19 protein-coding genes are annotated in these 21,187 nt (G+C 73.3%); 7 read left to right on the top strand and 12 right to left on the bottom strand.

The window, feature by feature from the left end:
- Positions 1–78 precede the first annotated feature (78 nt).
- From KDN32_RS06985 to KDN32_RS06970, 4 genes are read left to right on the top strand one after another with little or no spacing between them, the layout of a single operon-like run.
- On the top strand, positions 79–846 hold the full coding sequence (locus KDN32_RS06985) for a DeoR/GlpR family DNA-binding transcription regulator (protein ID WP_211731321.1): 768 nt from the start codon (positions 79–81) through the stop codon (positions 844–846).
- Complete coding sequence (locus KDN32_RS06980; RefSeq protein ID WP_211731320.1) at positions 843–1,796, top strand: 1-phosphofructokinase family hexose kinase; 954 nt, start codon at positions 843–845, stop codon at positions 1,794–1,796. Before KDN32_RS06985 ends, KDN32_RS06980 begins: the two co-directional genes overlap by 4 nt.
- Positions 1,793–3,865: a PTS fructose transporter subunit IIABC gene (locus KDN32_RS06975; protein ID WP_211731319.1), complete on the top strand. Its 2,073-nt coding sequence runs from the start codon at positions 1,793–1,795 to the stop codon at positions 3,863–3,865. Before KDN32_RS06980 ends, KDN32_RS06975 begins: the two co-directional genes overlap by 4 nt.
- Before the next feature lie 42 nt (positions 3,866–3,907).
- A complete protein-coding gene (locus tag KDN32_RS06970; protein WP_211731318.1) occupies positions 3,908–4,150 on the top strand; it encodes an HPr family phosphocarrier protein in 243 nt (80 codons plus the stop codon).
- 139 nt (positions 4,151–4,289) lie between these two features.
- Here KDN32_RS06970 and KDN32_RS06965 read toward each other — a convergent pair whose 3' ends face one another.
- The 8 genes from KDN32_RS06965 to rimP form a co-directional block, all read right to left on the bottom strand.
- The gene (locus KDN32_RS06965; protein WP_307853795.1) at positions 4,290–5,246 is read right to left on the bottom strand and encodes a hypothetical protein; all 957 of its coding nucleotides are present in this window, start codon (positions 5,244–5,246) and stop codon (positions 4,290–4,292) included.
- Positions 5,247–5,259: 13 nt separating this feature from the next.
- Positions 5,260–6,198, bottom strand: a complete 939-nt coding sequence (locus tag KDN32_RS06960; protein WP_211731316.1) for a bifunctional riboflavin kinase/FAD synthetase — start codon at positions 6,196–6,198, stop codon at positions 5,260–5,262.
- 21 nt (positions 6,199–6,219) lie between these two features.
- Positions 6,220–7,077, bottom strand: coding sequence for a tRNA pseudouridine(55) synthase TruB (gene truB / locus KDN32_RS06955; protein WP_211731315.1), 858 nt, complete (start codon positions 7,075–7,077; stop codon positions 6,220–6,222).
- Positions 7,077–7,538 carry a 30S ribosome-binding factor RbfA gene (gene rbfA, locus KDN32_RS06950; protein WP_211731314.1) on the bottom strand — a complete coding sequence of 154 codons (462 nt, stop codon included), beginning with the start codon at positions 7,536–7,538 and terminating at the stop codon, positions 7,077–7,079. Before rbfA ends, truB begins: the two co-directional genes overlap by 1 nt.
- Before the next feature lie 154 nt (positions 7,539–7,692).
- Positions 7,693–10,470, bottom strand: coding sequence for a translation initiation factor IF-2 (gene infB / locus KDN32_RS06945; RefSeq protein ID WP_211731313.1), 2,778 nt, complete (start codon positions 10,468–10,470; stop codon positions 7,693–7,695).
- A gap of 97 nt (positions 10,471–10,567) precedes the next feature.
- A complete protein-coding gene (locus KDN32_RS06940; protein ID WP_307853996.1) occupies positions 10,568–10,876 on the bottom strand; it encodes a YlxR family protein in 309 nt (102 codons plus the stop codon).
- A gap of 405 nt (positions 10,877–11,281) precedes the next feature.
- Complete coding sequence (nusA, locus tag KDN32_RS06935) at positions 11,282–12,262, bottom strand: transcription termination factor NusA (protein ID WP_211731311.1); 981 nt, start codon at positions 12,260–12,262, stop codon at positions 11,282–11,284.
- Entirely contained in the window at positions 12,262–12,750 is a 489-nt protein-coding gene (gene rimP, locus KDN32_RS06930) for a ribosome maturation factor RimP (RefSeq protein WP_211731310.1), read from the bottom strand. Before rimP ends, nusA begins: the two co-directional genes overlap by 1 nt.
- A 115-nt stretch (positions 12,751–12,865) precedes the next feature.
- On the opposite strand from rimP, the gene KDN32_RS23245 reads away from it, so the two are divergent.
- Both KDN32_RS23245 and KDN32_RS23240 read left to right on the top strand, forming a co-directional pair.
- Entirely contained in the window at positions 12,866–13,378 is a 513-nt protein-coding gene (locus KDN32_RS23245) for a hypothetical protein (protein WP_211731309.1), read from the top strand.
- Positions 13,375–13,812, top strand: coding sequence for a DUF4439 domain-containing protein (locus tag KDN32_RS23240; RefSeq protein ID WP_211731308.1), 438 nt, complete (start codon positions 13,375–13,377; stop codon positions 13,810–13,812). The genes KDN32_RS23245 and KDN32_RS23240 overlap by 4 nt, the downstream gene beginning before the upstream one ends.
- Positions 13,813–14,065: 253 nt before the next feature.
- Here the strand turns inward: KDN32_RS23240 and KDN32_RS06915 are convergent, their stop codons facing one another.
- The 3 genes from KDN32_RS06915 to KDN32_RS06905 are packed head-to-tail and all read right to left on the bottom strand — an operon-like array spanning position 14,066 to position 17,476.
- Entirely contained in the window at positions 14,066–14,782 is a 717-nt protein-coding gene (locus tag KDN32_RS06915) for an HAD family hydrolase (RefSeq protein WP_211731307.1), read from the bottom strand.
- 21 nt (positions 14,783–14,803) lie between these two features.
- Positions 14,804–15,673, bottom strand: coding sequence for a hypothetical protein (locus KDN32_RS06910; RefSeq protein ID WP_211731306.1), 870 nt, complete (start codon positions 15,671–15,673; stop codon positions 14,804–14,806).
- A gap of 21 nt (positions 15,674–15,694) precedes the next feature.
- Positions 15,695–17,476: a proline--tRNA ligase gene (locus KDN32_RS06905; RefSeq protein ID WP_249216373.1), complete on the bottom strand. Its 1,782-nt coding sequence runs from the start codon at positions 17,474–17,476 to the stop codon at positions 15,695–15,697.
- A 120-nt stretch (positions 17,477–17,596) separates the two neighbouring features.
- Here KDN32_RS06905 and KDN32_RS06900 point away from each other — a divergent pair, with 120 nt between their 5' ends.
- Complete coding sequence (locus tag KDN32_RS06900; RefSeq protein ID WP_211731305.1) at positions 17,597–18,541, top strand: hypothetical protein; 945 nt, start codon at positions 17,597–17,599, stop codon at positions 18,539–18,541.
- 3 nt (positions 18,542–18,544) lie between these two features.
- On the opposite strand, the gene KDN32_RS23235 is transcribed toward KDN32_RS06900, so the two are convergent.
- Positions 18,545–21,130, bottom strand: a complete 2,586-nt coding sequence (locus tag KDN32_RS23235; protein WP_211731304.1) for a CHAT domain-containing protein — start codon at positions 21,128–21,130, stop codon at positions 18,545–18,547.
- Positions 21,131–21,187 lie beyond the last annotated feature (57 nt).

Raw genomic sequence — 21,187 nt, 5'->3', positions numbered from 1 at the left:
CGTAGAACACGCCATGGTTGACAAGCAACACATTCGGGACTAAAACAACACATACACAGATCCCCGAGAGGAGGACCGATGTACGCCGAGGAACGCCAGCAGGCGATGGCCCAGCTGATCAGTCGTCGCGGTCGGTTGTCGGTGGTGCAGCTCGCCGGGGAGTTCGAGGTCACCACGGAGACCGTGCGCCGCGACCTGTCGACGCTGGACCGGATGGGCCTCGTCCGACGGGTGCACGGCGGGGCGGTCCCCGCCGGTTCGCTCACCGTCATCGAATCAGGGATCGGCGAGCGCGACCAGAGCAACACGCAGGCCAAGGAGGCGATCGCCGCGGCGGCCGTCGCGCTGCTCCCGCCGCCGGACTCGGTGGTCGTCATCGACGCCGGCACCACGACGGCCCGCTTCGCCGCCGCCCTCCCCCGCGACCACCGGCTGACCGTGATCACCCACGCGGTCCCGGTCGCGACCCGGCTCGCCGGTCTCCCCCAGATCGAGCTGCACCTGCTGCCCGGGCGGGTCCGGCCCACCACGCACGCCGCGGTCGGCGCAGACACCGTCACCGCGCTGCACGAGCTGCGTGCCGACGTCGCGTTCGTCGCCACCAACGGCATCACCGTCGGTCACGGCCTCACCACGCCCGACGCCGACGAGGCCGCCACCAAGCGGGCGATCATCGCGTGCGCACGGCGCACCGTCGTGCTGGCCGACTCCACCAAGTTCGGCGTGGAGACCGCGGTCCGGTTCGCCACCCTCGACAGCCTCGACGCGCTGGTCACCGACGGCGCCACCGACACCGCCGACCGCCGGGCGCTCGAGCAGGCCGGGATCGAGGTGGTGGTCGCATGATCCTCACCCTCACCCCCAACCCGAGCATCGACCGCACCGTCGCCCTCGACGGCGAGCTGGTCCGCGGCCAGGTCCACCGGGTCGCCTCGGTGACCTCGCAGGCCGGCGGCAAGGGCGTCAACATCTCCCGCGCGGCGGTCAGCGCCGACATCCCCAGCATCGCCGTGGTCCCGGCCGCCAAGGAGGACCCGTTCGTCCTCGAGCTGCTCGGCGCGGGCATCGACTGCCGACCCGTCCAGCCCGCCGGCGACGTACGGGTCAACCTCACCATCACCGAGCCCGACGGCACGACGACCAAGCTCAACTCCCCCGGCGCCGAGGTGCTGCCGCTCCACCTCGAGCTGATGGCCCAGGCCGTCCTGGTCCGCGCCGCCTCCGCGTCCTGGACCGTGCTGGCCGGCTCGCTGCCCGCGGGCGCACCGCCGACGTTCTACGCCGACCTCGTACGCCGGCTGCGCGAGGCCGGCGGCCACGTCGCGGTCGACACCTCCGAGGCACCGCTCCAGGCCCTGGTCGACGCGCTCCCGCACGCCGCCCCCGACCTGATGAAGCCCAACGGCGAGGAGCTCGCCTCCTTCACCGGGGGCGACGCCGACACCCTCGAGTCCGATCCGGCCGCCGCCGCGGCCGCGGCCCGACAGCTCGTCGACCGGGGGGTCGGGGCCGTCCTCGCCACCCTCGGCGGCAACGGCGCCGTCCTCGTGACCGAGGAGGGTGCCTGGCACGCCACCCCTCCGCCCACGACCGTCGTCAGCACCGTGGGCGCCGGTGACTCCAGCCTCTTCGGCTACCTCCTCGGCGACATCCGGGGGCTCGCCGCCCCCGACCGCCTCGCCCTCGCAGTCTCCTACGGCAGCGCCGCCGCAGGCCTACCCGGCACCACCATCCCCCTGCCCTCGCAGCTCCGCACGGAGCTCGTCGGCGTCACCGCACTGGGAGTCATCGCATGACCGACCTCATCACCACCGCACTCGTGCGGCTCGGAGCCGACTGGGGCTCCGACAAGCACGACGTGATCCGGGCGCTCGCCGGCGTCGTCGACGACGCCGGCCGCGCGACCGACAAGGACCAGCTGGTCGAGGACGCGTTCGCCCGCGAGTCCACCTCGGCGACCGGCCTGCCCGGCGGCATCGCGATCCCGCACTGCCGCACCGCCGGCGTCGAGGTCCCGACGCTCGCGTTCGCCCGGCTCGAGCCGCCGGTCGACTTCGGCGCCAAGGACGGCCCGGCCGACATCGCCTTCCTCATCGCCGCGCCCGCCGGTGGCGACGCCGACCACCTCACCATCCTCACCAAGCTGGCCCGCGCGCTGGTGAAGCCCGCCTTCACCGACGCCCTGCGCGCCGCCGAGACCGACGAGGACGTCGTCGACCTGGTCACCCACGAGCTCGGCGAGCCGGCGCCGGCCAAGCACGCCGCCGCACCGGCCGCTGCTGCCGCCGCTCCTGCCGCTGCCGCCGCTCCTGCCGCTGCCGCCGCGGCACCCGCTGCCGCCGCGGCCTCGTCGGAGAAGCCGTCGCTGGTGGCGGTCACCGCCTGCCCGACCGGCATCGCGCACACCTACATGGCAGCCGAGGCCCTCGAGGCCGCCGCCGAGCGCGCGGGCGTACGCCTCCAGGTCGAGACGCAGGGCTCGGCCGGGTCGACCCCCCTGTCCCCCGACACCATCGCCGCCGCCGGCGCCGTCATCTTCGCCGTCGACGTGGGGGTCCGCGACCGCGGCCGCTTCGCCGGCAAGCCGATGGTCAGCAGCGGCGTGAAGCGCCCGATCGACGACGCCGACGCGATGGTCGCCGAGGCGCTGCGCTACGCCGCCGACCCGGCCAGTGCACCCAAGGTCGAGGGCGAGGCGTCGTCCGCCGGCGCCGGCCACGCCGCCGACGAGTCATGGGGCGGCCGGATCCGCCGCGTGCTGATGACCGGCGTGTCCTACATGATCCCGTTCGTCGCGGCCGGTGGTCTGCTGATCGCGCTCGGCTTCCTCTTCGGCGGCTACGAGATCGTCAACGACGGCCAGTCGATCGCGGTCGACAACACGCTGTTCAACCTGCCCGACGTCAACGAGCTCGGCCTCGACCACGCGCTCGCCGGCAGCTCGTTCTTCGCCTACCTCGGCGCGCTGTTCTTCACCCTCGGAGCGGCCGCGTTCGGCTTCCTCGTGCCGGCGCTCGCCGGCTACATCGCCTACGCCATCGCCGACCGCCCCGGTATCGCCCCCGGCTTCGTGATGGGCGCGATCGCCGGCACTCTCAACTCCGGCTTCCTCGGCGGCATCATCGGCGGCGTCCTCGCCGGTCTCGCCGCTCACTGGATCGCCTCGTGGAAGGTCCCGACCTGGGCCCGCGGGCTGATGCCCGTGCTGGTGATCCCGCTCTTGGCGACCCTCATCTCCGGGTTCGTCATGGTGGTCGTCCTCGGCAAGCCGCTCGCCAGCCTGATGTCCGCCCTCACGGACGGCCTCAACAGCATGAGCGGCGGCTCCGCGGTCCTGCTCGGCGTCATCCTCGGCCTGATGATGGCCTTCGACATGGGCGGCCCGCTCAACAAGACGGCCTACGCCTTCGCGACCGCCGGTCTCGGCGCCGCCGCCACCGCGACGGACGCCCCGCAGCTCAAGGTCATGGCCGCCGTCATGCTCGCCGGCATGGTGCCGCCGCTGGCACTCGCGCTCGCCACCGTCGTACGCCCCGGGCTCTTCACGGTCCCCGAGCGGGAGAACGGCAAGGCCGCCTGGCTGATGGGCGCGTCGTTCATCACCGAGGGCGCGATCCCGTTCGCGGCGGCCGACCCGCTGCGCGTGATCCCGTCGATCATGGCCGGCAGCGCCGTCACCGGAGCGCTCTCGATGGGCCTCGACGTGGGGCTGCGCGCCCCGCACGGCGGCATCTTCGTGCTCTTCGCCGTGGACAACAAGATCTGGTTCCTCGTGGCGCTGCTCGCCGGCGTCCTCGTCAGCGCCGCCCTCGTGATCGTCCTCAAGAGCTTGGGCCGCACCGACGCCGACCTCGCTACCGTCTGACCCACCGCACGACCCGACACACTCCCCACCCGAAGGAGCACCATGCCCAGCAAGTCCGTCGTCGTCGGCTCCGCCGTCGGCCTGCACGCCCGCCCCGCCGCCATCATCGCCGAGAAGGCCGGCGAGCTCGGCTCCGACGTCACCATCAACGGCGTCGACGCCAGCTCGTCGCTGATGATCATGACCCTCGGCGCCGGCCACGGCGACACCGTCGAGGTCGCCGGCGACGACGAGGCGGCGGTCGACGCGATCGCCGCGCTGGTCGAGCAGGACCTCGACGCCTGACCCGACCCAGCACCACCCGCACCACCCCGTTCCACCCGTGGGCGGTGCGTGACGGGGATTCCGAGCTGCAGGAGTCCCCCTCACGCACCGCCCACGGTCGCGTCCGGGCGTGTCCCGCCTCCGAGCGGTGCGTGAGGGGTCAGGCGCGCTCGCGCGTCGCGCGGTAGACCGCCCGCATGCCCACGGCCCGCTCGAGCTGGCTCTCGACCACCGAGAAGAACTGTCGCCGGTAGGTGTCGTCGGTGACGGCCGAGACCGTGAAGTAGAAGCCGCTGAACGATGCGAGGAACAGCGACACCTTCACCAGCGAGAGCGTGAGGTTCGACAGGCCGGGAAGGTGGTCGAGGCTCCGCAGCTGGGTCCAGGCCAGCTGGGTGTCGGTCTGCATCACCAGCGAGCCGAACAGCATGAAGAAGACGAACACGGTCGTCGAGAGCAGCAGCACCTGGACCGACTGGATCACCAGCAGGACGAGGATCAGGTTCCACCGCTCGAAGCCGGAGACCTGGGCGTGGTCCTGCGGGTCGACGGACGGATCGGCGGCCACCTCACGGCTCGCGGCCTCCAGCGGCGTCCCGGCGCAGGTGCGCACCACGAAGTCGTCGTCGACCTGGTCGTCGACCCGGTCCACCTCCTCCGGCAGTCGGACCAGCAGGAACAGGACCGCGAGACCGAACATCAGCAGCACCGTCGACCAGAGCAGGCCGAAGGGGAGGTTGCTGGTCATCTGCCAGGCCTCGGCGTTGACGAAGAGGAAGGTCACGAAGACCAGCAGGAGGGGCAGCGCCCGCGACGCCATCGGGGCGATGAAGCGCAGGCTGCCGAGGGTGTTCGACACCGCGAAGCCGACGATCGGCCTGGCCCGGAGCGCGGTCAGGGCGTACCAGAGGAGCGCGAGGCCACCGACCGACATCCAGAGCGCAGGACCGGCGGCATAGGTGTCCGAGACGTACGCCGCGAGGCCGGCGGCGCCGGCCAGCACCAGCAGCGCCAGCAACAGCGTGGCGAGGCGGCGCGGCCGCAGGCCCGCACGGGCGGCGGCTCGCTCCTCGGCGACGAAGTAGGGCAAGCCGTGCGCGAGGAACCAGTCCTCCACGCGATCGTGCCGCTCAGGCACCCAGGACCTCGCGCGCCCGGACGACGTCGTCGGCCATCGTCTCCAGCAGCGCGTCAATCCCGTCGAACTTCACCATCCCGCGCAGCCGCTCGGTGAAGGCGACCTCGACCTCGACGCCGTAGAGCTCGAGGTCGTCGCGATCCAGGACGTAGGACTCGACCCGCCGCTCGCGCTCGCCCTCGAAGGTCGGGTTGGTGCCGACGGAGATCGCCGCGGGGTAGCGCTCGCCCGTGTCGAGCCGGGTCAGCCAGCCGGCGTAGACGCCGTCGGCCGGCGCGGCGTCGACCGGCGGCACCGGGACGTTGGCCGTCGGGTAGCCGAGCTCGCGGCCGCGCTTGTCCCCCTCGACGACCGTGCCGCGCACGGTGAAGGGGCGGCCCAGCGCCTCCGACGCGCCGGCGACGTCACCGGTGGCCAGGCACTGGCGCACGTAGGTCGAGCTCCAGACCTGCGGGCCGCCGTCGAGGGCCACCCCGACGGTCTCGAAGCCGCGGGAGCCGCCGGCGGCGACCAGCGTGGCGACCTCACCGGCCGCCTTGGCGCCGAAGCGGAAGTTGGAGCCGACGACGACCGCCGCGGCGTGCAGCCCGTCGACCAGCACCCGGTCGATGAACTCCTCCGGCGACCAGCCGGCGATCTCCCGGTCGAAGCCCACCACCAGGATCGCGTCGACCCCGGCACCCTCGAGCAGCCGCGCGCGGGTCTCGATCGAGGTGAGCGTGGGCGGGGCGTGCTCGGGTCGCAGCACGGCCATCGGGTGCGGGTCGAACGTGACCGCGACGACCGTGTCGACACCCAGCCGGGTCGCGGTCTCGCGGGCCTGCCGCAGCACGTGGGCGTGCCCGCGGTGGACGCCGTCGAAGTTGCCGATGCTGACGACCGTGCGGCCGAGGTCGGCCGGCACGTCGTCGACGTCTCGCCAGATCTGCACGGCCGCAGCCTACTGGCGCGATCAGACGAAGACGGCGACCGGGCGGGCCTCGGCGCCGCGCTGCTCGTAGAGCGCGAGGAAGGTCCCGTCCGGGGCGAAGACCGCGTGCGGTCCCTCCCCGGGGAGGACCAGGTCGAGACCGCGCCCGAACCGGACGTGGGCGGCCTGCTCCTCGTGGAGGTCCACGCCCGGGAACGACGCCCGGGCCGCGTCGGCGATCGGCACGACGCCGAAGTCGTCGGTGAGCCGCTCGAGGGTGCGGGCCACCGCCAGGTCGAACGGACCGACGGCGGTGCGCCGCAACGCAGTCAGGTGGCCACCGACGCCGAGCGCCGCGCCGAGGTCGCGGGCGATCGCGCGGACGTACGTCCCGGACGAGCAGCGCAGCGAGATCCGCACCTCGGGCAGCGCCACCTCGTGGACGACGAGCTCGTGGACCGTGACCGGGCGGGCCTTGAGCTCCACCTGCTCCCCGTCGCGGACGCGGGCGTAGGCCCGCTTGCCGTCGACCTTGATCGCGGACACGGCCGTGGGCACCTGCTCGATGTCACCGACGAACCGCGCGAGCTGGTCGCGCACGTCGTCGGGGTCGAGGCCGTCGGTCGCCGCCGTGGCGGTGACCTCGCCCTCGGCGTCGTCGGTCGTCGTCGCGACGCCGAGGAGGATCGTGGCGTCGTAGGCCTTCTCGGTCAGCATCAGGTGCCCGAGCAACCGCGTGGCCCGCTCCACCCCGAGCACCAGCACGCCGGTGGCCATCGGGTCGAGCGTGCCGGCGTGGCCGACCTTGCGGGTGCCGGCGAGCCGGCGCACCCGCGCGACGACGTCGTGGGAGGTCATGCCCGCGGACTTGTCGACCACGACCAGTCCGGAGTCGGCCATCAGTCGTCGAGGTCCTCGTCGTCGTCCAGGTCGTCCTCGTCGACGACCTCACGCGGCTTCTTGTACGGGTCGGCCTCACCGGCGTAGGCCTCGACGCGGCGCGCGGCGACCTCCTCGTCCTGCTGGCGGGCGCGGGCCAGCACCTCGTCGAGCGCACGGGCGCTCTCCGGGAGGGCGTCGGGGATGAAGGTCAGGGTCGGGACGATCCGCATGCCGAGCTGCTTGGCGACCTCGGAGCGGATCACGCCCTTGGCCGACTCCAGCGCGGCCGCGGTGCTGGCGAGGTCGTCCTCGCTTCCGAGGACGGTGTAGAAGATCGACGCCTGCTGGGAGTCGCCGGTGACGCGCACGTCGGTGACGGTGACGAAGCCGAGGCGCGGGTCCTTGATCCTGCGCTCGAGCATCTCGGCGACGACGACCTGGATCCGGTCGGCGATCTTGCGGACGCGGGGGTTGCTCATGGTGCTCACTCTCTCAGAAGCGTCTTCAGCGATCCCCGGCTGACCGGGGATCGCTGAAGTTGTCAGGCGTTGCACGGGCCGACATGTTCAGTGATCCCCGGCTGACCGGGGATCACTGAACAGACGCCGTGCGCGGCGCCGGAGCGCCGGTCGATCAGCTGCGCGGGATCTCGCGCATCTCGAAGGACTCGACGATGTCGCCGATCTTGATGTCCTGGAAGTTCCGGAGCACCAGACCGCACTCGAAGCCCTCGCGGACCTCGGACGCGTCGTCCTTCTCGCGGCGCAGCGAGGCGAGGTCGAGGTTGTCCTGGACGACCGAGCCGTCCCGGATGACCCGCACCTTGGCGTTGCGCCGGATGACACCCGAGGTGACCATGCAGCCCGCGATGTTGCCGGCCCGCGACGAGCGGAAGATCTCGCGGATCTCCGCCTGACCGAGGGTGGCCTCCTCGTACTCCGGCTTGAGCATGCCCTTGAGCGCGGCCTCGATCTCCTCGATGGCCTGGTAGATGACGGTGTAGTACCGGATCTCCACGCCCTCGCGGTCGGCCATCTCGGTCGCCTTGCCCTGCGGGCGGACGTTGAAGCCGATGATGATCGCGTCGGAGGCGGCGGCCAGGTCGACGTTGGTCTCGGTGATCGCACCGACACCGCGGTCGATGACGCGCAGCGACACCTCGTCGCCCACGTCGATCTGCGACAGCGCGTCCTCGAGCGCCTCGACCGAACCGGACACGTCGCCCTTGAGGATGAGGTTGAGCTCCTGGCTCTCGCCCTTCTCCATGGAGGCCATGAAGTCCTCGAGGCTGCGGCGGACGCGACGCTTGGCCTGCATGGCCGCACGCTCGCGCGCCTCGCGCTTCTCGGCGATCTGGCGGGCCATGCGGTCGTCCTCGACCACGATGAAGTTCTGGCCCGCACCCGGCACCGCCGAGAGACCCAGCACCATCGCCGGACGCGACGGGTCGGCCTCGGTGATCTCGTTGCCGTGCTCGTCGAGCATCGCCCGGACGCGGCCGTGGGCCGGACCGGCGACGATCGAGTCACCGACCCGCAGCGTGCCGCGCTGGACCAGCACGGTCGCGACGGGGCCGCGGCCACGGTCGAGGTGCGCCTCGACCACGAGGCCCTGGGCGTCCTGGTCGGGGTTGGCCCGCAGGTCCAGGGACGCGTCGGCGGTGAGCACGACGGCCTCGAGCAGCTTGTCGAGGTTGAGGCCCGCCTTCGCGGAGACGTCGACGAACATCGCGTCGCCGCCGTACTCCTCGGGGATCAGGCCGTACTCGGTCAGCTGGCCGCGGACCTTCGTGGCGTCGGCGTCCGGCTTGTCGATCTTGTTGACCGCGACGACGATCGGGACGTCGGCGGCCTTGGCGTGGTTGAGCGCCTCGACCGTCTGCGGCATCACGCCGTCGTCCGCCGCCACCACGAGGATCGCGATGTCGGTGGCCTGGGCACCACGGGCACGCATCGCGGTGAACGCCTCGTGACCGGGGGTGTCGATGAGGGTGATGCGACGGTCGTCGCCGTCGACCTCGGTGTGGACCTGGTAGGCACCGATGTGCTGGGTGATGCCACCGGCCTCCTTGTCGACGACGTTGGCGTTGCGCAGCGCGTCGAGGAGCTTGGTCTTTCCGTGGTCGACGTGACCCATGACGGTGACGACCGGCGGACGGACCACCAGGTCGGAGTCGTCGCCCTCGTCGGCGCCGAACTCGAGGTCGAACGTCTCGAGCAGCTCGCGGTCCTCGTCCTCCGGGGACACGATCTGGACGACGTAGTTGAGCTCCTCGGCGAGCAGCTCGAACGTCTCGTCACCCACCGACTGGGTCGAGGTGACCATCTCGCCGAGCGAGAACAGCATCTGCACCAGCGCGGCGGCGTCGACGTTGATCTTCTCGGCGAAGTCGGTCAGGGACGCGCCGCGGGGCAGCCGGACGGTCTCGCCGTTGCCCTTGCGGACGCGCACGCCGCCGATGGTCGGGGCCTCCATGGCCTCGAACTCCTGACGACGCGCCCGCTTCGACTTGCGGCCACGGCGCGACGGGCCACCCGGGCGACCGAAGGCACCCTGGGTCTGGCCACGCTGGCCGGGACGACCGCCGCCGGGGCGACCGCCGCCGGCGGGGCCGAAGCCACCCGGACGACCGGGCGCACCGCCCGGAGCGCCACCGGGACGACCCGGGGCGCCGCCACGGCCGGGGGCACCGGGACGACCCGGAGCGCCACCGCGGGCGGGACGGGCGCCGGGACCGTTGCCGAAGGCAGCGGGCGACTTGGGCATCATCGCCGGGTTGGGGCGCGGCATGCCCGAGCGCGTGTCGCCACCGCCGGCCGGCGGACGCGGCGGACGGTTGTCGTCGCCACCGGGAGTACGCGGGGCAGGGCGCGAGCCCATGCCCTGGCTGGAGGCGAACGGGTTGTTGCCCGGGCGCGGGGCGCCGGGCCTGCCGACCGGGCGCGGGGCCGGGGACGGCGCCTTGGCCGCGGGCGCGGCCGGGGCGGACGGTGCCTCGGGCTCGGTGCGCGGGGCCTGCGGCTCCGCGGCGGCCGGCTTGGGGCCGGGCTTGGGGCCGGGGCGGGCGGCCGGCGTCGCCGGGGCGGCCGGCTGCTCGGCGGCAGCAGGTGCCTCCGCGGCGGGCGCGGGGGTCTCGGCGACCGGCGCCGGCTTCGGGCCGGGCTTGGGAGCGGCCTTCTTGGCGGCCGGCTTCTCGGCCGGCGCCTCGGACGCTGCGTCGGCGGCGGGGGCGGCGGCCGATGCGGCCTTCAGCTCCTCGCCGTACTGCTTCTTGAAGCGCATCTCGACGGGGGGCTCGACGGTCGACGACGCCGACTTGACGAACTCCCCCATCTCCTTGAGCTTCTCGAGAACGAACTTGCTCTCGACTCCGAACTCCTTGGCGAGTTCGTGGACTCGGGTCTTTGCCACGGTTGTCTTTCGCTCCTTCTGGTCCGTGACCCCAGAAGGAGGGGAAACGGAACAGCTAGTGGGTGTGCAAACTCATCGCGAGTGACTCATCGAGTGCTCATGAGCTGCGTGCTCCAGTTTCTGGTCGGTGGTGCTGTGGTTCGGACGGCGGTGCGTGCGCGGCGAGCAGCAGCGTGAGGTGCTCCTCCACCGGCGCGGTGTCGAGCCCGGTTCCCGAGCGGAGGGCCCGGGGGAAGGCTCGGCGTCGCACCGCGAGCTGCCAACACTCCTGCGTGGGGTGGACGTGCGCTCCCCGGCCGGGTGCTCGGCGGCGCGGATCGGGCACCAGGGCCGGTCGACCCTCGGCGTCCGAGCCCACGACCACGCGCAGCAGCTCGTTCGCAGCAGCCCTGGTCCGGCAACCCACACAGGTCCGGACGGGTCCGGGCGCAGGGGTGTCAGACGTGGTGGCCACTGGTGAGCACTCTATCCCGTGACGCCAGTGGTTTACGAACCGGCGCCCTCGCACCCTCGCGCCGACACGCCGCACGTACGGCCCCGATCGCGCGGCGTGGCGCGCTCCCGGGCCTCCGTGGCGACGGCGAGGACGCGACCGGGTGGTGCGGACGCCTGACGCCCGATGTGGTCGCTGGACGCCCGGCACGGTGGGCGTCGAGCGGCCGTACGTCTGCTCGAGCACCCTCGTGGCCGCTGGGACACCCCGGTGGTCGCTAGGACACCCCGGTGGTCGCTAGGCGACCGCCATGGCGGGCGTCGAGCGGCCACAGGTCCGCTCAACTCGCCTCGTGGACGGCGACCGGTGCCGTGACCCTCAGTCCTGGGGCGCGGGGGCCTCGTCGGAACGGATGTCGATGCGCCAGCCGGTGAGCCGCGCGGCGAGCCGGGCGTTCTGGCCCTCCTTGCCGATGGCCAGCGAGAGCTGGAAGTCGGGGACCACGACCCGGCACGAGCGCGCGGCGAGGTCGACGATCTCCACCGAGGTGACGCGGGCCGGCGACAGCGCGTGGGCGACGAGCTCGGCGGGGTCCTCGGCCCAGTCGACGATGTCGATCTTCTCGCCGTGCAGCTCGCCCATGACGTTGCGCACCCGCTGGCCCATCGGACCGATGCAGGCGCCCTTGGCGTTGACGCCCGGCACCGTGGAGTGGACCGCGATCTTGGTGCGGTGGCCGGCCTCGCGGGCGATGCCGGCGATCTCGACGGTGCCGTCGGCGATCTCGGGGACCTCGAGGGCGAAGAGCTTCTTGACCAGCGTCGGGTGCGAGCGCGAGAGGGTGACCTGCGGCCCGCGCATGCCCTTGCGGACCGACGTCACCAGGCACTTGATCCGCTCGCCGTGGACGTACTCCTCCCCCGGGACCCGCTCGCTGACCGGCAGGATCGCCTCGAGCTTGCCCAGGTCGACCATCACGTCGTCGGGGTTGCGGCCCTGCTGGATGATCCCCGAGATGACGTCTCCCTCGCGGCCGGAGAACTCCCCGAACGTCTTCTCGTCCTCGGCGTCGCGCAGCCGCTGCAGCATCACCTGCTTGGCGGTGGTGGCGGCGATCCGCCCGAAGCCCTGCGGGGTGTCGTCGTACTCCGGGCCGGCGGTGCCGTCCTCGTCGAGCTCGCGCGCCCACACGGTCACGTGGCCGGTCTTGCGGTCGAGCTCGACGCGGGCGGGGTGCTGCGACTCGGTCGCGCGCTGGTAGGCCGTCAGCAGCGCCGTCTCGATGGCCTCGGCCAGGACCTCGAAGGAGATCTCCTTCTCGCGCTCCAGCATCCGCAGGATGCTCAGGTCGATGTCCATCAGTCGTCCTTCTTCTCTGTCGTGCGGTTGAACTCGATCTGCACGAGGGCCTTGGCCACGTCGGCGTAGGCGACCTCGCGGTGCGTGCCGGACACGTCGAGCGTGGCCGACTCCTCGGTCGAGGCGAGCACACGGCCCGTCACGCTCGACCCGTCGGAGAGGGTCACCTTGACCAGGCGGTCCTCGTTGCGGCGCCAGTGGCGCGGAAGCGTCAGCGGCCGGTCGACGCCGCGGGAGGTGACCTCCAGCGTGTAGGGCATCTCGCCCATCACGTCCGACTCGTCCAGGACCCGCGACACCTCGCGGGTCGCGTCGGCGACGTCGTCGAGCGTCACGCCCCCGTCCTTGTCGACGGCGACGCGCAGCACGCGTCGCTTGCCGGCCGGGGTGATCTCGACCGCCTCGACGTCCAGGTCGAGCACTCGCAGGGGGTCGACCAGCTCCGCCTCGATGCGGTCCCGGGTGGCGTCCTGTCGTGGGGTGCTCATCGGATGCGACCTCCTTGTGCTGTTGTCGAGGGATCACGATACCGGCCCGCGGACCGGCTCCGTCACCCACCGCCACCCGGCCCGCGCCGCCTCGACCGGCGGCTAGGGTTCGGGCGTGGCCGCACCGCTGATCTCCCGTCGTACGACGCTGGGCTCGGCGCTCGCGACCCCCGTGCTGCTGCCGCTCGCACTGGGCGGTTGCGACATCGACCCGCCTCGCGCCGAGCCCGCCCCGGGGCAGACCGCACCTCCCCCCGAGGACTCCGCACTCGTGGCGTCCGTCGTCGCCGAGCTCGTCCGCGCGGAGGCGGTCGTGGCAGCGGCGGTCGCCGCGGTCCCGAGCCTGGCCGAGCGCCTCGCGCCGGTCGCGGACGCGCACGCCGCCCACCGCGAGGTGCTGGCCGGTGCCGTCCCCGACGCCGACCTGCCGACGGCCGAGCCCGTCACCGTCGCACCCCGGATCGTCCCCGCGCTCCGGACCGTCGGACGCTCCGAGCAGCGCCTGCTCCGCGCGGCGCGCGAGGCCTGCCTCGTCGCCGCCAGCGGCGACCTCGCCCGGGTGCTGGCCAGCGTGGCCGCCTCGACCTCGCAGCACGCCGCGGCGCTGTCCACGGAGGTGGTCTCGTGAGCACCGAGACCGTCCTCGACGCCCTGCAGGACGTGCTCGCCGACGAGCACGCCGCGCTCTACACCTACGGCGTGCTCGGCGCGCGCACCTCGCAGTCGGCCACGCCCGCGCTCTACGACGTCCTCACCGTGGCCTACCGCCGCCACCGGGCGCGCCGCGACCGGCTGCGCCTGCTGGTCGCCGACGAGGGCGGGGAGCCGGTCGCGGCCGACCCGGCCTACGCGGTGCCCGGACCGGCGCAGGGCGTCGAGCAGGTGCAGGCCGTGGCCCGCGAGGTCGAGGCGCGCAGCACGGAGGCGCTGGCGGCGCTCGTCGCGCGCTCGGCGGGCGACGTGCGGTCGTGGGCGCTCGACGAGGCCGTCTGGTCGGCCACCTGGCAGGTCGAGCTCGGCGGCGAGCCGGCCACCTGGCCCGGAGCGCCAGAGCTCGGCTGACACCGTCGGCCGTCCGGCGACGCCACCTCGTGAAATGGGAGACGGCCCGCGGCCTCAACCATTGGGAAAGTCCCGAGATCCTTCCCAACGGCCGAGGACGCGGACCGTCGTGTGGGGTTGGTCAGCATCACCCGTGCGGTCCGACCTGTGGGGGTGGCCGGCGCCGCATGCACAATCATGCATTCGATCGGCGGCCCGGCCAACCGAATCCCGTCTGCAGGTTGCTGCAACGCACAAACATGCAGGAGGGGCCTCAGGTCGTGCCGAGGCGGCGGACCACCTCGGGCACCTCGGCCAGCGACGTGACGGTCGCATCCGGCTCGCCCTCGCTGTGCCCCACCTGCGCGGCCGGGATGGTGCTGAGCGGCACGTGGATCGCGCGCATGCCCGCCTGCTGCGCGCCCCAGACGTCGTCGAAGAGCCGGTCGCCGACGTAGACGCACGCCGCCGGGTCGCTGGCCCCGACGGCGTCCATCGCCGCCCGGAACGCGAGCGGAGAGGGCTTGGTCCACGGGATCTCGCTGGTGTAGACGTCGCCGTCGAAGAGGTCGTAGACCCCGTCGCGCTCGAAGAAGCCGACGTGCCACGCGCGCGGCCAGATGGTGTTGGAGAGCACGCCGACCCGGATCCCGGCCGAGCGCAGCTCCTCGAGCATCGGACCGGCCTCGGGGTCGGTGAGGGTGTGCGGCTCCCAGAAGTCGTAGTAGGCCTGCAGGAGGTCGGGGTCGTGGTCGAGCCCGGCCTCGGTGAAGAGGTCGGCGATCGTCGCGCTCTGCTGGTGGTCGCGGCTGCGCCCCCACACCACGGCGCCGGCGCGGTGCAGGCGCTCGGCGTGGGCGTGGTGGTCGTCCTCGGACGTCGGCGTCCGGCGCACCGCCTCCGCGAGCGCGAGCGACTCGGCGTGGAAGTCCACGTCGTGCCAGCGGGTGAGCGTGCCGCCCCAGTCGAAGATCACCGCCTCGATCGCCATGCGCGCGAACCTACGCGACGCCTACCGGTTGATGGTGTCCGCGCCCGACCACAGCGAGCCGTCGACCGGCCAGGGCAGCGCCTCGAGGCGGTCGTCGCCGAGCAGATCGGCGACGAGGGCGCGGCTGCCGCCGACGAGGGTGGAGTCGAGGTCGGTGTCGTTGGACGTCGCCCACGCGCGATCGGCGGGCCACCACGCGCTCGGGCTCTGCCACTGCAGCGACGCCCAGGTGGTGAACTGCTCGTCCGGAGTCGGGACCCAGCTGCGCCCGTCGGTCGACCAGACGACCGCGGAGCCGGTCGGCGTCCCGAGCGCGAGCGCCACCGCGGGCGCCTCCGCGCACAGCGTGGCGACCTCGTCGAGCGGCCGCTGGAAGAGGTACGCCTCGCGCACCGGACGCGCCGTGGTGGGCGCGTCGGACCACGCGTCCGGCCACAGGCCGTAGCCCACCCAGAACGCCACGTAGGTCGTCACCGCCGTCGTCGTGTGGCGCGCGAGCACGTCGGCCAGCGCCTCGAGCGACGTCCGGTCGAGACAGCCGACGTCGGGCTCGTTGCCGGGCCAGCCCGTGCCGGTCGGGGGCGGGCTGTGCTCGCGCGAGGACCTGCGCCCGGCGAGGGCGTGCCACTGCGCCTCGGCGTGCAGCACCGTGCCGCACTCCTCCGCGACGGTCGACCACCTCACCGCGTCCCGGTGCCGGTCGTGGGCCGGGTGGAGCACCCGGGCGTACGCCTCGAATCCCGCCGGGACGAGGAAGCCGACGGCCGCGGGCGTGGGGGTCTCCCACGACGTGTCCCACCAGTCGGCCTCTACCGGGTCGGCGTCCGGGCGGATCGCGGCCAGGTGCGCGCGCCACCCGGTGAGTGGTGTCGAGACTCGCCTCGCTCGCACCTCGACCACCGAGACCTTGGCTCAGCCCCGCAGCACCAGGTCGGCCACGTGCGTGGCCGCGTCGCCGACCGCGACGTCCTCGCGCTCGCCGGACTTGCGGTCGCGGACCTCGACGAGGCCGTCGGCCAGGCCGCGGCCGACCGTGACGATCGTCGGGACGCCGATCAGCTCGGCGTCCTTGAACTTCACGCCGGGGCTGACCTTGCCGGCGCGGTCGTCGAGCAGCACCTCGAGGCCGGCGGCCTTGAGGTCGCGTGCGAGCTCCTCGGCGGCGGCGAAGATCGCCTCGTCCTTGCCGGCGGCCACGACGTGGACGTCGGCGGGCGCGACGTTGCGCGGCCAGCACAGGCCCATGTCGTCGAGGGTGCCCTCGGCGATGGCGGCCACGGCGCGCGAGGGGCCGATGCCGTAGGAGCCCATCGTGACGGTGACGAGCTTGCCGTTCTCGTCGAGCACCTTCAGGCCGAGCGCGTCGGCGTACTTGCGGCCGAGCTGGAAGATGTGGCCCATCTCGACGCCGCGGGCGGACTGCAGGGTGCCCTCGGTGCAGTTGGGGCACTCGTCGCCGTCGCGCACGTCGGCGGCCTCGATCGTGCCGTCAGGCGTGAAGTCGCGCCCGACCACCAGGTCGACGACGTGGGAGCCGGGGACGTTGGCGCCGGTGACCCAGCGGGTGCCCTCCACGACGCGGGGGTCGACGAGGTAGCGGATGCCGGACTTCGACTCCTCCCCCAGCACCTCCGGGCCGATGTAGCCCTTCACCAGCGCGGGGTGCTTCGCGAGCTCGGCCTCGTCCATCGCCTCCACCTCGATGGGCTCGAGCTGGCCCTCGAGCCGCTTCTGGTCGACCTCGCGGTCGCCGGGCAGGCCGATGGCGAGCGGCTCGCGGGTGCCGTCGGGGTGCTTGAGCACGACCAGCACGTTCTTGAGCGTGTCGCCGGCCGCCCAGGGACGGTCGTCACGGGGGAACGTGGCGTTGAGGTGGTCGACGAGGGTGTCGATGGTGGGCGTGTCGGGGGTGTCCTCGGCGTGCGCGGCGGGCGCATCGTCGAAGGGCACGGCGGCGGGCGCGCGGACCGCGACGGCCTCGACGTTGGCGGCGTAGTCGCAGTGCGTGCAGCGGACGTAGGTGTCCTCGCCGACCTCGGCCTTGGCGAGGAACTCCTCGCTGGCCGAGCCGCCCATGGCACCCGAGGTCGCCTTGACGATGACGTACTCGAAGCCGAGGCGGTCGAAGATGCGGACGTAGGCGTCGCGATGCTTCTGGTAGGCCACCTCGAGCCCGGCGTCGTCGACGTCGAAGGAGTAGGAGTCCTTCATCACGAACTCGCGCCCGCGCAGCAGACCCGCACGGGGACGCGCCTCGTCGCGGTACTTGGTCTGGATCTGGTAGATCGAGAGCGGGAGGTCCTTGTAGGAGGAGTAGAGGTCCTTCACCACGAGGGTGAACATCTCCTCGTGCGTGGGGCCGAGCAGGTAGTCGGCGCCCTTGCGGTCCTGCAGGCGGAAGATGTTGGGGCCGTACTCGACCCACCGGTTGGTCGCCTCGTAGGGCTCCTTGGGCAGCAGCGCGGGGAACGACAGCTCCTGGGCGCCGATGTCGTCCATCTCCTCGCGGATGATCGCCTCGATCTTGCGCAGCACGCGCAGGCCGAGCGGCAGCCAGGTGTAGATGCCGGGGGCGTTGCGGCGGATGTAGCCGGCGCGGACGAGCAGCTTGTGGCTCGGCACCTCGGCGTCGTTCGGGTCGTCGCGCAGGGTGCGCACGAAGAGGGACGACATGCGGAGGATGCGGCCAGTCATGGGCGCAACAATAGGTGTGGCCCTCCGGGAGCCGCGAACCGATTCCCCCGCGGCGGACGCAACCCGCGGAGGTCGCGCCGCGTCTCCCCCATGAGAGCGCACACACCAGGGGGATCCACCATGCGTCGTACGACCGCAGCCGCACTCGTCGCGGCTCTCGCCACGGGCCTCGGGCTCGTCGCACCGGCCGGGGCCGCCGCGCCCACCACCGAGCTGCAGCCGCAGCGTCTCGACCGGGGGCCCGACGTCGCGGTGGCGCACGTCGAGGACTTCGACTTCGTCGCTGGTGACCTGCGCGTCGACCTCGCTGGCCGGGTGGTCCGGGTGATCGGGGAGTCGGGCGACGGCTGGGTCGTCGGGACCGACCGACGCCGTGTGATCCGCATCGAGCCGGACGGGAGCACCCGCACGCTGCTGCGCAAGGTCGACGTCACCCTCACCACGCTGAGCGAGGACGGCAGCCGCCTGGTCACCCTCGACCACCCGGCCCGCCGTCGCACCGCGGTGCAGACCTTCTCGGCGCTCGACGGCTCGGCCGGACCGGAGCGTACGTTCGGCGGCTGGCCCGAGGTGGTCACCGCCGACGAGCGCCAGGTCCTGGTGCGCCACGACGGCCGGCTGGTGCGCTGGCGGACCGGTCCCGACCGGGTCCGCCTCGTGACCCGCCGTCTCTCGGCGCTCGCCAGCATCGAGCACGACCTGCTCGAGACCTACACCAAGGACCCGTACGTCGGCGGCTGCGTGCGGATGGTGCGGCTGAGCGACCTCGCCGACACCGTGTGGCGCTCCTGCAGCCAGCGGGTGGTGGCCCTGTCGCCCGACGGGACGCGCATGCTGACCGTCGGGATCCTCGTCGACGGTCTCGGACCGAACGAGATCGACCTCCGCCGCACCGACGGGAAGCGGCTGGCGACGTGGACCACGAACTGGTTCGGCGGCTGGCAGTGGGAATCGCCGGACGCCGTGCTGCTCCAGGTCAACGGGCAGCGGAAGTCGTCGACCGTGCGCTGCGTGCTCGACGCGTGCGAGAACGCGAGCGACCCGGTGAAGGTGCAGATGCCCTGAGGGTCAGGTCCCCATTGCGGTGAAGGAGGCTGCGGTGGCGACGAGGACGGGGTCGGTGCCGGCGGCCGCCCGAGCGGCGTGGAGCGCCTCCCCGAGGCCCGCGCCTCGTCGCAGCGCGGCGTGCAGCGCGACCATGACCTCGACCGTGGCGGCGTCGTCGACCTCCGCGAGCGCTGACACCACGCCGGCGGTGCCCATCGAGAGCAGCGCGGCCGAGAGCCCGAGGAGCTCCTGGTCGCCGACGGGGGCCAGCACACCCGACTCGCACGCGGAGAGGACGACCCGGTGCGGCGGGTGTCGCAGCTGCTGCAGGTCGTGGACCAGGAGCGGCCCGTCCGCGAGCGCCAGCGAGGAGAACAGCGGGCTGTCCTCGCGGAACCGGCCGTGGGCGGCGACGTGGGCGAGGGACGCGCCGTCGAGGGCCGTGAGGGTGGCCGCCGCCGTGGCGGCCTCACCGTCCAGCACCACCGCGGACGGGTCGTCCGCGGCGATGACCGGCACCTCGGCGCCGCCGCTGCCCAGGCCCGGGCCGACGACCATCACCCGGTGCTCACCGGTCGGCACGGCCGAGCGCGCCCGGAGCCAGAGCCGCGCCGAGGGGGTGGTCGTCACCGGGCGGTCGGCGAGGTCGGGCAGGATCCCCCACGGGACGCCCTGGAGCGCGGTCGTCGGGGAGACGACGACCCGGGCACCGTCCAGCCCGCGCACCGCCGGGCCGAGCAGCGCCTCCTGCAGCCGGCGGCCGGCGACGGCGACCTGGGCACGTCGGCCCCGCGCCGCCTGGCGCAAGGTGAACAGCGCGAAGTCCACGGCACGGGCAGCCGTCGTGGCGTCGCCGACGACGCGGTGGCGCACCCGCCCGTGTCCGGAGATCACGGCATGGAGCACGCCGTCGACCTCGGTCAGCTCGACGAGGACGGTGTCGTCCTCGCTCAGCGCCTCGAGCAGGGCACCGAGGTCGAGCGCGGCCTCCCTGGCCCCCGAGCCGCGGGCGTGCAGCAGCCGCTGGCGGACCGCCCGCTCGAGCCGCGCCGCGCGCGCCTCGAGCCGTTCGGTCGGTGCTCCGTCCGCCGCGGCGTCGGCGATGCGCCGGTGCTGCGCCCGTAGTGCGGCGAGGTCGGCCGTGGTCTCGGGGTCGTGCTCGCCGTAGGCCTGCGGGATCGTGAGGGCGTTGGCCCGCCACCGCTCGGACCAGCGCAGCAGCTGCCGGGCGTCGCTGCTGGCGAGAGCGGTCCGGGTGCCGAGCTCGGCGAGCCGGGACCCGTGGCCCGAGGACACGGCGCGCAGCTCCTGGCTCCCGAGGGCGGCACGCTGCTTCTCCAGCACACGCAGGCCGGCGTCGCAGGCCCGGAGCACGCCGCGGTCGTCGCCCTCGACGGCGCGCCGCTGGGCCAGGGCGTACCACCCGAGCACCTGCAGCCGCGCCCGTGGGCTGGTCCTGTGGGTGGCCACCTCGTCCAGCCAGCCGCGCTGCAGCGTCGCGGCCCGCTCCGACCGGACCCGGCCGGCGATCCGGGCGGCGACGTGGAGGGCCAGCGGCAGGTCGACGACCTCATCGGCACGCATCCGCTCGACCAGCCGCTCGGCCCGGCGCAGCAGCGGCCCGGCGGGTGCGCCCGCCTCGGCCCGCGCGGTGAGGGCGAGCAGGTCGGCCTGCAGCGCGTGGACCCGTCGCGACTGCCGGCGCAGGATCCGCGCGGCCCGGTCCGCGACCGCGGTGGCGTGGGGCCAGTCCCGGGCCGCGAGCGCCGCCTCGGCGGCCGCCTGCAGCAGGTCCGCCTCCTCGCGCGGCAGCAGCGGACGGACGGCCAGGGCACGCTCGACGACCTCGATCGCGTCGTCGGCGAGACCGGCCGCGAGGTAGGCGAGGCACTGGTCGTAGACCAGGTCGGTGCTGGTCAGGTCGATCGCGTCGTAGCGTGCGGAGGCCGCGGCGTAGTGCTCGAGGGCGACCGGCAGGTCGCCCCGCACGAAGGCCAGCCAGCCCCGGTTGTGCTGCGAGAGACCCATGTCGTACTGATCGCCGAGGCGGGCGGCGATGTCGCCGTGGGCGGTGAACGCCCGCTCGGCGCCCTCGAGGTCGCCCAGCCCGACGTCGACGAGGCCCTCGAGGTTGAGCGCCCGCGTCTCCCAGACGTGGTCGCCCTCCTCGGCGAAGATGCTCCGTGCCTCCCTCAGGTCGGCGGCGCTCTCCTCGAAGCGGGCGAGGAGGTGTCCGGTGACGTAGGCGCGCCGCACCAGGGCACGGCCGCGAGGCACGCCCTCGAGGACCGAGACCGCCTGACCGAGGACCCGCATGCCGTCGCGGGTCCATCCCGCCACGCAGAGCGACAGGCCGAGCGTCGCGAGCGCGTCGCCCCACCGGCTGGTGTCGCCTGACCTGCGGGCCAGCCGGACGGCCGTCCGCAGCTCGCCCATCGCGACCTCGGTGTCACCGAGGTCGCGCACCACGATCCCGACGACCTGGTGGCCGATCGAGGCGAGCGCGGGGTCGTCGTGACCCACCAGCTCCTGCTCCGCGCGGGACCGCGCGAGTGCAGGATCGGCGAAGAGCGTGCGCAGCAGCTCCTCGGCCTGGTCGCGGTCCACGGCGACATCCTCGCCGATCCGTCAGGAAAAACCTGCCCGAACCACTACAACGCGACG

Origin of the sequence: Nocardioides palaemonis, assembly GCF_018275325.1 — a bacterium.
Taxonomy (GTDB): domain Bacteria; phylum Actinomycetota; class Actinomycetes; order Propionibacteriales; family Nocardioidaceae; genus Nocardioides; species Nocardioides palaemonis.
The sequence above is the reverse complement of the archived record's forward strand: the minus strand, read 5'-3'. Positions and strand labels throughout refer to the sequence as shown.